The following is a 13692-nucleotide window of genomic DNA, read 5'->3' as shown; positions in this document are numbered from 1 at the left end:
AAAATGACAAAAGTTATTATAATTAGAGGGAATTCAGGAAGTGGGAAGTCATCTTTAGCAAAAGAATTACAAAACAGAATAGGATTTCAAACTTTGTTAATTTCTCAAGATACGATTAGAAGAGAAATGTTATATGATAAACCTGATAATAAGACAGTGGAACTTATCGATTATTTAATCAGATATGGATTGGAAAATTGTGATTATAAGATTATTGAGGGCATCCTTAAAGAGCATAGGTATGGAGATATGCTGAGAAAACATTTTGCAGGCAAGAAAAATGTTTTTACGTATTACTATGATATCTCTTTTGAAGAAACGTTAAGAAGACATAAGAATAAGAAAAATGCTGAATTTGGTAAGGAAGAAATGAGTAACTGGTTTGTTGCTCATGATTACTTAGGTTTAGAAAATGAAAAAATAATAAAAGAACATATAAGTTTAAACGATATGGTGGAAAAAGTGTTGGAAGATATTAATTTTAAAGAATAACAGCAACTTTTCAATAAAAAAATTTAATATTTGCCTATCTTTTATATAGCAACTGGTTTAACGCTTTCATATTTTAGCATAATATTGATTTATTTCGAAAACTGAAACAAAATAGATGAAATATTAGCTGAGATGTTCTAATATGTACAAATATGATAGTTAATAAATCAAGGGAGTAATGAAAATGGAAAGTTTTATATTTAGCGTTATTGGAGTTGTAGTATTAATAGCTTTTATTGTGATGTTAGGCACGACGGTTGTTAAAGCGATTAGAGATACTAGGTTCAGGATTCCGTTGCTAAGTACCATTATATTATTCTTTTTAACTTTAGGTTGTGCTGTTGGAATTGTTTCAACTGAACCTGTCCAAGATAATCATTCAAAAATTAAGTTCGATGACCACGTCGCAGAAGCACAAGCGAATGAATATGTTCAGAAAAAAATGAACCATTCTAAAGAGATTAATTATGACAAGTATAATAATGAAACATACAGCCATAACGAATTGTTAAAAATCACAAATGCTAAGGTTGATAAAATTAGCCATAGTGAAGCAGGTGATAAAATCGTCGAAGTTACAAAAGGTAGTGGGGACGATAAAGTGTCATATTATATTATAGATTATGATCATAAAAAACTTGAAGAAGGCAAAAGCTATACTTTTTATGGTAAAGAAGATTTGAAATATGATGTAAACAGCCAATTACATGGATTTAATGTATGGAAAGTTGAATAGAGATAAGCAGAGTCTAGGACATATTACGTTGTCTTAGACTCTGTTTTTTTAATTCTAATTATCAATTCTAAATGAAAAATATAAATTGGGGCTTGCCAAATAAAAAATCATGTATTATAGTTAAAACGTAGTCATTACGATTTACCTCCGGAAATGAGATGGCTACTTTACTTACTTAATATACGATTTCGAAAGAGTGAGACATCATTTACCGTCTCACTCTTTATATCTAATGATTTATTTCAAAAATTTTAATAGTAAAAGGAGTATATAAAATGGCGAAGAAGTCAAAAATTGCAAAAGAGCAAAAAAGAATTCAAATGGTTGAAAAATACCGTGAAAAACGTGAAGAATTAAAGGCTAATAAAGATTATGAAGGTTTGAAAAAACTACCTAGAGACGCTTCTCCTACACGTATTACACGTAGATGCCAAGTGACTGGCAGACCAAGAGGTGTATATAGAAAATTTGGTATGTCTAGAATCGCTTTAAGAGAATACGCACATAAAGGTCAAATACCTGGATTGAAAAAATCGAGTTGGTAAGATTTTATGCTTATATGGGATAAATAGATAGAAGGTAGGGGAAATGTGTTGAATAAAATACCAGTTACAGTATTGAGTGGTTATTTAGGAGCTGGAAAGACAACGCTGCTCAATAATATTTTGAAAAATAGAGAAGGATTAAAAATTGCAGTCATTGTAAATGATATGAGTGAAATTAATATAGATAAAGATTTAGTCATTCAAGGCGGAGGTATTTCACGAACTGACGAAAAATTAGTAGAGTTATCGAATGGCTGTATTTGCTGTACTTTAAGAGAAGACTTATTAATAGAAGTCGAAAAGATAGCTAAACGAGGAGATGTCGATCAAATCGTAATAGAATCAACTGGTATTTCAGAGCCGGTACCTGTTGCCCAAACTTTCTCATATATAGATGATGAATTAGGTATTGATTTAACAAGTATATGTCGTTTAGATACAATGGTTACAGTTGTAGATGCACATAGATTTGTTCATGATATGTATTCTGAAGATTTATTGAAAGATAGAGATCAAGGTATAAGTGAAGAAGATGAACGTTCTATTTCAGACTTGTTGATTGACCAAATTGAATTTTGTGATGTACTTATCTTAAATAAAGCTGATTTAGTAGAAGAAAAGGATTTAAAGCAATTGGAAATCGTTTTGAAAAAGTTACAGCCTAAAGCGAAATTTATCAGAACAAGTTTTGCAGATGTACCGCTTCAAGAAGTGCTCAATACAGGTTTATTTAATTTTGAAGATGCAAGTCAATCAGCTGGATGGATTAAAGAATTAACAGAAGGTGGCCATACTAATCATACACCAGAAACTGAAGAATATGGTATATCATCATTTGTCTACAAGAGAAGACTGCCATTTCATGCAGAAAGATTTAATCAATGGATGGAAAATATGCCAACGAATATTATAAGAGCTAAAGGTATCGTTTGGTTAGCTCAATATAATCACGTAGCATGTCTATTTTCTCAGGCAGGATCTTTTGTAAATATTCACCCAATTACATTTTGGGTTGATGCGATGAAAGAAGAAGAGAAACAAGAAATACTCAGATCTAGACCAGAAGTTAAAGAAAATTGGGATCCAGAATATGGTGACAGAGAAACACAATTTGTGATTATCGGAAGTGACTTAAATAAAGAAGAAATTACAAAAGCATTAGATCAATGCTTATTGAATTCAGAAGAAATCGACACAGATTGGACAAAGCTAAACGAACCTTATCAATGGCAACTAGCAAAAGTATAAGTTAAAAGCATGAGCATAAGTAACTGCTCATGCTTTTTTGTATGCATAAAAATTTCTATGACCTCCCAATATGAGATGCTTAATGTTATGATATTAAATAACTAAATTGTAACTAAAAAGGAGTCATTACAATGATATTAGAAACGGAACGAATCAAGCTCGTACCCCCAGCATATACATATCTTGAAAAATTATTTGAAGTCCATCATGATCCAGCAAATCAAAAATACAACCCAGCAGGTCCAGCAACAACAATACAAGCATTTAGAGAAACATTAGATCAATGGATTAAGCATTATGAAGACCATGGATTTGGATATTACGTCTTGATTAAGAAAGACCACTATCTCCCATTTGGTGTATGTGGGTTGCAGTATAAAGAAATATTAGGACAAACATATTTGAATATTTACTATCGAATAGAAGCTGCAGAAACACAACAAGGACTCGTATCAGAAGCAAGTAGAAAAATAATCGAGTACGTCAAAGAACTAACAAATAACCAATATAAAATTGTAGCATTAACTAAAAAAGAAAATATACCTTCAATAAAAACAGCAGAAAAACTAGGATTCAAACATAATCCAGAACTAGATAATTACGACGGAGAAGGCAACGTGTATTACTTTAGTGAATAAGGAGTGGTGGGATGGATTATATATCGAGTTTACGAGATAAAGTCGGACATACTCCAGTTATTTTAGTTGGAGCTTTAGTTCTGATATTTAATAAAGATAAACAAGTATTGTTACAGTTAAGAAGGGATAATGAAAGTTGGGGTTTACCAGGAGGAACAATGGAACTCGGAGAATCTTTTGAAGAAGCGGCAACTAGAGAAGTATATGAAGAAACTAATTTGGAAATACAAAACCTTAAATTTATTAGAAATTTTTCAGGTAAAGATTATCACATGGTCTATCCGAATGGAGATGAAGCATATACTGTAACAGCATTATTTGAAAGTGAAGAATATGAAGGAGAGCTTAGTGCCGATATTAAAGAAACTCAGAACTTAAAATTCTTTGATTTAGATAAATTGCCTCAAAATATAAGCCCACCAGTAAAAATGAAAGAATTTATACTAAACTATTTATCACAAAAATAAAGGAGTGGTGGGATGGAAGTAAGATTGAGTGATTTTAATAAAGATTGGAGAAATATGTATTTAGAAGAATGTAGAATGATTAAGTCTATATTAGAAGATGAAGTTATTAGGTTTGAACACTTTGGTAGTACATCAATTGAAGGTATGAAAGCAAAACCAGTTATAGATATGATGGTAATTGTAAATAATATAGAAAAAATTGATTTATTTGATGATGAGTTTTTGAGTAGAGGTTACGATTTAGCTGGAGAATGGGGAATAAAAGGAAGAAGACTCATTCGAAAGGGAGGAATTAATCGAACACATCATATACATATTTATGAACAAAGTAACCCTGAAATAGATAGACATTTAATATTACGAGATTATCTAAGAGAACATAGAGAAGCGGCTATAGAATATAGTAACTATAAAGAAAAATTAGCTGAAGAATATAATGAAACAGCTGGTTATAGTAAAGCGAAAAAATCATATGTTAAAAATTTAGAACAACAAGCAATCAGGTGGTATAAAGAAAAATAAAGGAGTGGTGGCATGGAAGTAAGGTTACTAAATAAAAATGATGTAAATGCATTTAGAAGTCTTAGATTACTAAGTTTGCAGACAGATCCATCTGCGTTTGCGTCTTTATATGATATAGAAATAAATTATCCGGTTAGTAAATTTGAACAGCGATTAGAATGTAGTGATGCAAAATTTACTATGGGTGGTTTTGAAGATGAAAACTTGGTTTGTGTAGCTACTTTTTATAGAGAAGCGGTTAAGAAGATGCATCATAAAGGAAATTTAGTGGCGATGTATTGTCATCCTGATTATCGAGGTACAGGTATTGCTGAAAAAGTAGTCGATAAATTGATTATTGAAGCATCCAAGTTAACAGGTTTAAAGTATATTGATTTAAGTGTCCTTTGTAATAATCAACGCGCAGTAGAATTTTATAATAAAGTCGGCTTTGACAAATATGCTACTGAACCAAATGCAATATTTGATGGAAAAGATTATTATGATGAAGTCATGATGAGATATGAAATAGAGTGAAGAGAATAGATAGAGAAATATGGACCGATAAAATAAATTAACGGTCCAGAAATGAGAAATATGGACCGATAAAAATAATTACCGGTCCAGAAATGGGAAATATGGACCGATAAATAAAATTATCGACCCGAAAACGAGATTTGCAGGCCGATAAATAAAAATATCGACCCGAAAACGAGATTTACAGGCCGATAAAAATAAATATCGACCCGAAAACGAGATTTACAGGCCGATAAAATAAAATATCGACCCGAAAAATGTAATAAGCTGAATTGTCTATAAGACGATTCAGCTTATTTTCATCTTATCCGCTTCTACAAACTACATAACAGTTCGTTATTGTTGTTATATTAAATTAATCGAACATAATCAATTGAATATTCAAAATATTGTGTTAAAATAAACACAATTAAACATTATCAAACAAATAAAGGGGATTGATTTGATGAAAAATATTTACAAAGTGGGGATTTATGTATTAGTGTTAGCGTTATTTTTAGCTGGTTGTAGTAGTGGCGGGGATAGTGATGGTGCAAGTGGTGATTCAAAGGATACGCTACGTTTAATTGCACCATCTGATTTAACGACATTAGATTCTAGTTTGGCTGTTGAAGCTGGTGCTTTTGAAGTGATGAATGCGACACAAGAGGGATTATATCGTTTAGACAAAGATGATAAAGCAGAACCAGCGATTGCAACTGGTGATCCTAAAAAATCAAATGATGGGAAGGCTTGGACATTTAAATTACGAGAAGATGCGAAATGGTCTAATGGAGATCCTATTACTGCACATGATTTTGTTTATTCATGGAGAAGAGTTGTAGATCCAAAGACTGCATCAGAATATGCATACATTATGTATGATATTAAAAATGCTGAAGCGATTAACAAAAGTGAGAAAAAACCTGAAGAATTGGGTGTAAAAGCAATTAATGATCATACTTTACAGTTAACGCTCAATCAAGAGTTACCTTATTATAAAGAACTGTTAACGTTTGGAACATTCATGCCGTTGAATGAGAAGTTTGTTAAAAAGCAAGGCAGTAAGTATGGGACGACTGTTGATAAGACTTTATATAGTGGACCATTTGTAATGAAGAGTTGGAAAGTTGAAGATAATTACTCGCTTAAGAAAAACAAACATTATTGGGATAAAGATCATGTATCGCTTAAAGGTATTAATTATAGAGTCATTAAAGACGAACAAACGGCACTCAATTTATATAATAATGATAAAGTGGATACAACAGAATTGAGTTCGCAAAATGTCGAATCTAACAAAGATAAAGAAGGTTTCAATACGAATTTAGAATCTGCTACTTATTATATTCAAATTAATACGCAAACGAATAAAGACTTACAAAATAAAGATTTACGAGCTGCACTTGCTCAAGCAATCGATAAAAAATCTTACGTAGAACATAATTTAAATGATGGTTCTAAACCGATAGATACATTTACGCCTGAAAAAGTGTTTACTAATGAGAAAAAAGAAGATTATAACAAGTTAGTAAATGCACCTTATATGTATGATGTTAAAAAGGCACAAGCTTCATTGAAAAAAGCTAAAAAAGCATTAGGCAAAGATAAAATTGATATAGAATTTTTAACATTTGATCAAGATAATGCTAAGAAAGATGCAGAGTATTTTAAAGAACAAGTTGAAAAACATTTACCTGGTGTAACAATGTCGATTAAACAACAACCGAACAAACAGAAAATAGCACTGACTAAAAAGGGTGATTATGATGTAGCAATTACTGGTTGGGGACCAGATTATCCAGATCCAATGACATTTTTAGATTTATTCCATAGTGAAACGACTAAAGGTGAAACGGGATATGATAATCCTGAATACGACAAAATTATCAACGAAGGTAAATCTTCGTTACTTCAAGACCCAGACAAGAGATGGCAAGAACTCGCAAGAGGTGAAGAAATGTTATTGAATGATGGTATGGTTATCCCACTTTATCAAAAAGGTAAAGCGCGATTAACGAAAAAAGAAGTTCACGGACGTATCATTCATTACGTAGGTACGAAAGAGTACAAACATGTAAAATTAGATAGATAATTTATTTATTGCTAGGGCATGATTTAATGTCCTAGCACTTTATTTTCCATAAAGTTGAGTAATATTATAAGAATAGTTTTGTATGGATTGGAAATTATGATAAGATATTCCCAATCATTAAATTACATATCATCATTGGAGGATTTTAAATGGATTACTATACTAGAGATTTGAAACAATCAGATATAGAAGATATTCATGCATATAATGCTTTACCTGAAGTGAGTAAGTATCAAGCATGGGATCCACAAACATATGAAGAAACAGAAGCATTTGTTGAGATGTTATTAAATCGAGATGAAAATTGGATGTACAATGTCATAGTAGATGCAGACTATGATAAAGTCATTGGCGCAGTGCAATTAGTATGTGATACGAAAAATAATAGTGGAGAACTTGGCTATATCATACATCCTGATTATTGGGGTAACGGTATTGCAACTGATATTGGTAGAACGATTATTAAGTATGGTTTTAAAGTATTGAAACTTAATAGAATTTGGGCATCAACAGATATTCGTAATACAGCATCTGAAATTGTTCTACAAAAGTTAGGTATGAAACATGAAGCCATCTTAAGACAAGATACAAAGCTTAAAGATGGCTACAGAGATTCATTGATTTATAGCATTTTAAAAGAAGAATATTAAAATGAAACAACAAAAGGTTCAGTACGATTTAAACAGTACTCGAACCTTTCTTTAAAGTTTTTCCAAGTAACCATATTCATAACCTCATCATAAGTAAAAAAGCCTACCTCTAAACTTTCATCACTTGTTTGAAGTGTGCCACCTGTATAACGCGCTAAAAATAAAGTATTGAAGATAGAACTTTTCGTATTTTGAAAGATACCACAAAATCTTGTAATTTCGATATCAGCACCAGATTCTTCTTTAACTTCGCGAATTGCAGCATCATATAAAGGCTCGTCCAATTCAACTTGACCACCAGGCATTTCCCAGCCACGTTTAGGACCTTTAATGAGCAATATTTTATCTTCGTCATTTAATACAATACAAGCTGCAGAAACAATATGTTTTGGAACCATAAGTATCCTCCTATAAAAATTAGATTCTATATAATCAAAAGTTATACAAATATTATTTTATGATTAAATGACTAAAATGTCATATAATTACTTTAAATGTATATAAATATACGTCATTTTATAAAGGAGAGATTTTTATGACTATTAAAGTAGAACAGCTAAATATAAATTTTGATTATGAAGGAGAAAACTATGAAATACATCCTACACTTATCATCCAGGACGAAGAATTGATACTTGTTGATACGGGTTATCCAGGTTTCATGGAAAAGATTGAACTAGAAATTAAACGATTAAATTACAATATAGAAAATTTAAAAAATATTATTATCACACATTATGATGATGACCACATTGGTGCGTTAAAAGCTTTTAAAGATAAATATCCTAATACACAAATTATAAGTAGCTTTGTAGAAGGTAAATATATAGGTGGTCATTCTAAATCAGAAAGGTTGATTCAAGCTGAAGATTTATTAAATAAAATGTCAGATGATGAAAAACCATATGGCGAAGAATTTGTTAATATGCTACAAGAATTAGAACATGTCGATGTTGATGTAGAAGTCACAAATGGGGCACTAATATTAAATAATGAAGTGGAAGTTATTGCGACACCAGGACATACGTCAGGGCATATTTCATTATACATACAATCAGTCAATAGCGTTATTACAGGAGATGCTGCTGTGAAAGAAGGCGAAAGCTTAAACGTTGCAAATCCTGAATATAGTATGAGTATTGAAGACGCGAAAAACTCTCTAAAGAAAATTAAAGATTTAAATGCTGATAAATATTATTGTTTCCACGGAGGATTGTTAGAGAAATCTTGAAGATAATAAATCTATGATTTACACCTATACAAATGGGTATAATTTAGGACAAGGTTATATTGTGAGGTGAGCGTATGATTAATATTATTCAAGCGATTGGTTCTATAGGTACATTTATTATGGCGATTCTATATTTTATATCCGTCATGATTCAAATTCGCCAAATTAAAATATCATTTATTCCTTATTTATCTTTTGATCAGATTATCCTGGAGAAGAAACAAAGTGGTATTAAAGTGATGAATTTAACTTCATCTGATCATGAATATTTAAATACGGCTTTTAAGCTGTTAAATTTAGGCGGGGGTTCTGCTAAAAATATTGAGGTCGTGTTAAAGTTAAATGGAGACGAAGTATTGCAACGTAAACGTATAAATATTTTACCTAATAATCAATTTTATTTAATTCCAATTAACCAAAAAGTCTTTAATGAATTTAAAAATACAATAGAAAATCGTTATTTTGAAACGAATATGACGATTGAGTTAAAGTATGATGGTCAGGTTTCTAAAAAGCGATCTTCTAATGAGTATAGAATTTCGATTGATGATTTTGTAAATATGGATGAAAAAGACTTATATGAAATAACATTTGAAAAATTAGAAGAATAAAGGTATGACATAAACAGGTTTTAAAATTATTTTTTAACCTGTATTTTTTTAGTGAAATCATATTTAGATAGGTCAGTTATAGTTAATAATTATTTGATTTTGTACTATTATTTTGATTAATTCATGCTATGATGAAATTATTAATCATTTGTAGAGGAGAGAAAAAATGAGTAGTCTACTTTTCGCGTTATTATGGGTTGTTATTTCGATTGCCTTTATAACGACTTTGATTATTACAGTCGTTAAATATGCTAAAGAAAAGCAGTATAGTAGCTATTTAGTGAGCACAATTTTACTATTTGTAATAGGTGTGATTAGTTTTGTATGTATATTTGTAAGTCTTTCATTTGATAAAGAATATTCATATCAACAATTATTTAAAGAGGATAAGCCTAAAGCAGTTAAACATGTTTCAGATACACCTAAGAAAGATTTGAAAAATATTAAACTCGGTGAGAAAATTATAGTTGATGGTTTAGAAGTGACTGTTACGAAAGCTGAAGTTGTTCAACCAGATGACGGTTATTCTTATTCGCAAAATGGCAAAATTCTTAAAATCAATTATAAGTTCAAAAATTTAGAAAAAGGTAAAAAATTAATCGATAATTCTAATTTTCAACTTACGATTGATGATGAGGTACAACCTCAATTTAATGGTATGAAAGACAATAAAGGTGGATTTCAACATCAACTTGATAAAGGTGAAAGTAAAACAAGTTATTTATACTATGATGTAGCGGAATCTGATAAATATGAAGTCAAAATGAATTATGAAACTTCTAAGAAAACGTATAATGCTAATTGGCGCATTAATGATAAAGACATTAAAGATAATACACCTGAAGAAAATCCAACTGAAGAAATCAATTCGACACAAGAAGCGCCAACTTATGAACAAAGAAAAATTCAACAACCAAATAATAACGCTGATGAAGAGAAGAAAGCTACAGAAGATGAGAAAAAACGTAAACAAGAAGAAGCGGATAAAGCTGCAAAAGAAAAAGCAGATAAAGAAGCAGCAGATAAGAAAGCGGAAGAAGAAAAGGCAGCTAAAGAGGAAGAAGAAAAACGTCAAGAAGAAGCGAATAAAAAAGCCGAAGAAGCTGAACAGAAACAACAAGAAGCTGCAAAAGAAAAAGCTCAACAAGCAGCTGAACAGAAAAAACGTGATGAACAAGCAGCAGCTGAACGTGAAAAACAACAACAGCAACAACAAAGAGATCAAGAGGCCCAAAGAGAGAAAGATCGTGCAGCTCAAGATGCAGCACAAAAAGCAAAAGAAAGATCAACAGAGCAAAGACAATCTCAAAATAATTCAAATGAACAAAAAGAACGCTAGTTAAATAAATGAACAATTTATGCGTAACATAAGAAAGAGGTAACTAAATGACGACAGTATATTTCAACCATGATGGTGGCGTAGATGATTTAATTTCATTATTTTTATTATTACAGATGGAAGACGTTAATTTAATTGGTGTAAGTGCAATTGGCGCAGATAGCTATGTAGAACCTGCAACAAATGCTTCTTGTAAGATTATCAACCGATTTTCATCACAAAAACTAAATATTGCAGCTTCGAAAGAAAGAGGGAAAAATCCATTTCCTAAAGATTGGAGAATGCATGCATTCTTTGTAGATGCGATGCCAATGTTAAATGAAGATGTTGAAGTAAATTCTACAATTTCTGAAAAAGAAGCATATGAAGATATCATTGAAAAAGTAATGAATAGTTCTGAAAAGGTAACGATGCTGTTTACGGGACCGTTAACAGATTTAGCAAAAAGTTTGAAAGTTGAACCAAGAATTGAAAGTCGTATTGAAAGAGTTGTATGGATGGGTGGCACATTGCTGAATAAAGGTAATGTTGAAGAACCTGAACATGATGGTACAGCTGAATGGAATGCTTTTTGGGATCCAGAAGCAGTGAAGACTGTTTTTGATACGTCATTACCGATTGATATTGTAGCATTAGAAAGTACGAATAAAGTACCTTTAACACCAGATGTACGTAAACGATGGGCGAATGAAAGACAATATGAAGGTGTTGATTTCTTAGGTATATGTTATGCGCTAGTGCCACCATTAACGCATTTTGTAACAAATTCAACTTATTTCTTATGGGATGTATTAACAACAGCTTACGTAGGGAAACCTGAACTCGTTAAGAAAGAATCGCAAAAAGTATCCGTCATTACAGATGGCCCTAGTCAAGGTAGAACATTCAAAAGTGATGAAGGTAGAATGATTAATATCATTAATGATGTTGATAGAGATGGATTCTTTGATTACATGACAGAATTAGCTAAAAAAATATAACACAATAAGCACTTCATTCGGTGTCGTTACGTAAAAATAACGAGTTGAATGAAGTTTTTTTATGAAAAAATTAAAATTTTAAATTGCATAATGATAGGGCTCAACACTGTTCAACTAATAAAATATTGAATTTTCTGATTAAAACCATTTTATTAGGTTATATGATTATATAGACAAAATGGGGAGTGTTTATAATTATGAAGTTTAAAAGAAAGAACGTTAATGTTGTCGACGCCAGTAAAACGAAAAAAACGGTCGTTGCAACAGGTATTGGTAATGCGATAGAGTGGTTTGACTTCGGTCTATACGCTCAGCTAGCCGTCATTATCAGTATGAATTTCTTTGGTAATATGCCGAAAGAAATTCAACTTGCATCAACATTTGCGGTATTTGCTTTTGCATTTATAGTAAGACCGATTGGTGGTATATTCTTTAGTCATTTAGGAGATAAACATGGTCGTAAAGTCGTCCTTTCAACTACAATAATTATGATGGCTTTATCTACACTTGCTCTAGGACTATTACCGACACAACACCAAATCGGTATTTGGGCACCAATTTTATTATTAATTATTAGAATGATTCAATCATTCTCTACTGGTGGTGAGTATGCTGGTGCGATGACATATATTGCAGAAATATCACCAGATAAGACGAGAGGTAGACTCGGTAGTGGACTTGAAATTGGTACTTTATCAGGTAGTATTTTAGCGGCTGCTTTAGTAGGAATTATGTATGCACTATTAAGTGATGATCAAATGGCAGCTTGGGGTTGGAGAATTCCATTCATTATAGCTGCACCACTTGGTATTATAGGTGTGTATTTAAGAAATAATTTAGATGAAAGTCCAGCTTATGAAACAACGCTTGAAGAACAAGAAGAGCTTGAATACTCTTATAAAGATATCTTCAGAAAATATTGGAGAGATATCATAGTATGTTTCGCTGGTGTAGCTTTTTTAAACGTTGCTAATTACATGGTATTATCATATATGCCGTCATTCTTAAATGGCACTTTAGATTTAGGTGGTACGATGAGTAGTTTATTAAGTACGTTAACGATGGCAGCAATGATCCCAGCAGTATTCTTCTTTGGTTGGTACAGTGATAAAGTTGGGAATAAAAACACCATTTTATTTGGATTAATAGGATTTAGTTTATTCTCAGTACTAGCCTTCTGGTTAATGAGTATTCCTTCAATACCAGTTGTTATTTTAGGACTATTTATCATTGCACTGTTTATGTCTACATTTGAAGGTGTTATGCCATCTGTATTACCAAGTATTTTCTATACAAAAGTGAGACTAAGAACATTATCACTTGTTTACAATATTGGTGCAGCGATATTTGGTGGTTTAACACCATTTATTTTAACAACATTAGTCGAAACAACTGGTCAAAAAATTGCACCATCTTATTATTTAACATTGATTAATGTCGTTGGACTTGTCATCTTCTTATTTATGTTTAAGACAACGTCTAATAAGTCATTAAGAGGATCTTATCCAAATGTTGATAATAAAGAAGACTTACAAGAAGTATATGAAAATCCGAAAGATGCACTTTGGTGGAATCACGAAGAAACAAATAAATCATAAAAAAATAAAGGCTGAGACAAAATTTGTCTCAGTCTTTATTTATGT

The 13692-nt window shown here is 31.4% G+C and carries 16 protein-coding genes; 15 read left to right on the top strand and 1 reads right to left on the bottom strand.

Translation table 11 applies throughout. The annotated features are described in order from the left end of the window. The first annotated feature begins 3 nt into the window (after positions 1-3). The 10 genes from ACJTHF_RS01780 to ACJTHF_RS01735 all read left to right on the top strand — a co-directional run bounded on the left by ACJTHF_RS01780 (position 4) and on the right by ACJTHF_RS01735 (position 7888). Positions 4-492, top strand: a complete 489-nt coding sequence (locus ACJTHF_RS01780) for an AAA family ATPase (RefSeq protein ID WP_232156560.1) — start codon at positions 4-6, stop codon at positions 490-492. Between the two features lie 184 nt (positions 493-676). After that, a complete protein-coding gene (locus tag ACJTHF_RS01775; protein ID WP_107609183.1) occupies positions 677-1228 on the top strand; it encodes a hypothetical protein in 552 nt (183 codons plus the stop codon). Between the two features lie 275 nt (positions 1229-1503). After that, positions 1504-1773, top strand: a complete 270-nt coding sequence (gene rpsN / locus ACJTHF_RS01770) for a 30S ribosomal protein S14 (RefSeq protein WP_025904347.1) — start codon at positions 1504-1506, stop codon at positions 1771-1773. Between the two features lie 48 nt (positions 1774-1821). Next, the gene (locus tag ACJTHF_RS01765; RefSeq protein WP_048539869.1) at positions 1822-3021 is read left to right on the top strand and encodes a GTP-binding protein; all 1200 of its coding nucleotides are present in this window, start codon (positions 1822-1824) and stop codon (positions 3019-3021) included. A gap of 131 nt (positions 3022-3152) precedes the next feature. Continuing rightward, positions 3153-3659, top strand: coding sequence for a GNAT family N-acetyltransferase (locus tag ACJTHF_RS01760; RefSeq protein ID WP_048539868.1), 507 nt, complete (start codon positions 3153-3155; stop codon positions 3657-3659). An 11-nt stretch (positions 3660-3670) separates the two neighbouring features. Then, entirely contained in the window at positions 3671-4126 is a 456-nt protein-coding gene (locus ACJTHF_RS01755; protein WP_084755076.1) for an NUDIX hydrolase, read from the top strand. A 12-nt stretch (positions 4127-4138) separates the two neighbouring features. Beyond that, the gene (locus ACJTHF_RS01750) at positions 4139-4648 is read left to right on the top strand and encodes a GrpB family protein (protein WP_075577765.1); all 510 of its coding nucleotides are present in this window, start codon (positions 4139-4141) and stop codon (positions 4646-4648) included. Between the two features lie 12 nt (positions 4649-4660). Continuing rightward, the gene (locus tag ACJTHF_RS01745) at positions 4661-5164 is read left to right on the top strand and encodes a GNAT family N-acetyltransferase (protein WP_106417302.1); all 504 of its coding nucleotides are present in this window, start codon (positions 4661-4663) and stop codon (positions 5162-5164) included. A gap of 445 nt (positions 5165-5609) precedes the next feature. Next, positions 5610-7238 carry a peptide ABC transporter substrate-binding protein gene (locus ACJTHF_RS01740; RefSeq protein WP_232156559.1) on the top strand — a complete coding sequence of 543 codons (1629 nt, stop codon included), beginning with the start codon at positions 5610-5612 and terminating at the stop codon, positions 7236-7238. 149 nt (positions 7239-7387) lie between these two features. Continuing rightward, positions 7388-7888 (top strand): GNAT family N-acetyltransferase, encoded by a 501-nt coding sequence (locus ACJTHF_RS01735; protein ID WP_058591571.1) that lies wholly within the window; start codon positions 7388-7390, stop codon positions 7886-7888. Here ACJTHF_RS01735 and ACJTHF_RS01730 read toward each other — a convergent pair. Then, on the bottom strand, positions 7885-8286 hold the full coding sequence (locus tag ACJTHF_RS01730) for an NUDIX hydrolase (protein ID WP_078355564.1): 402 nt from the start codon (positions 8284-8286) through the stop codon (positions 7885-7887). The two genes, ACJTHF_RS01735 and ACJTHF_RS01730, sit on opposite strands and share 4 nt — an antisense overlap. 143 nt (positions 8287-8429) lie before the next feature. Here ACJTHF_RS01730 and ACJTHF_RS01725 point away from each other — a divergent pair, with 143 nt between their 5' ends. The 5 genes from ACJTHF_RS01725 (at position 8430) to ACJTHF_RS01705 (ending at position 13647) form a co-directional block, all read left to right on the top strand. Then, positions 8430-9119 carry an MBL fold metallo-hydrolase gene (locus tag ACJTHF_RS01725; RefSeq protein ID WP_058591763.1) on the top strand — a complete coding sequence of 230 codons (690 nt, stop codon included), beginning with the start codon at positions 8430-8432 and terminating at the stop codon, positions 9117-9119. Positions 9120-9193: 74 nt separating this feature from the next. After that, positions 9194-9730, top strand: coding sequence for a hypothetical protein (locus tag ACJTHF_RS01720; protein WP_048539861.1), 537 nt, complete (start codon positions 9194-9196; stop codon positions 9728-9730). Positions 9731-9896: 166 nt separating this feature from the next. Beyond that, the gene (locus ACJTHF_RS01715; protein WP_232156557.1) at positions 9897-11069 is read left to right on the top strand and encodes a DUF4352 domain-containing protein; all 1173 of its coding nucleotides are present in this window, start codon (positions 9897-9899) and stop codon (positions 11067-11069) included. A gap of 47 nt (positions 11070-11116) precedes the next feature. After that, positions 11117-12049 carry a nucleoside hydrolase gene (locus ACJTHF_RS01710; protein WP_232156555.1) on the top strand — a complete coding sequence of 311 codons (933 nt, stop codon included), beginning with the start codon at positions 11117-11119 and terminating at the stop codon, positions 12047-12049. Positions 12050-12246: 197 nt separating this feature from the next. Further along, positions 12247-13647, top strand: coding sequence for an MFS transporter (locus ACJTHF_RS01705; protein ID WP_058591567.1), 1401 nt, complete (start codon positions 12247-12249; stop codon positions 13645-13647). Positions 13648-13692 lie beyond the last annotated feature (45 nt).

Origin of the sequence: Mammaliicoccus sp. RAM2, assembly GCF_045897195.1 — a bacterium.
Taxonomy (GTDB): Bacteria; Bacillota; Bacilli; order Staphylococcales; family Staphylococcaceae; genus Mammaliicoccus; species Mammaliicoccus sciuri.
The sequence above is the reverse complement of the archived record's forward strand: the minus strand, read 5'-3'. Positions and strand labels throughout refer to the sequence as shown.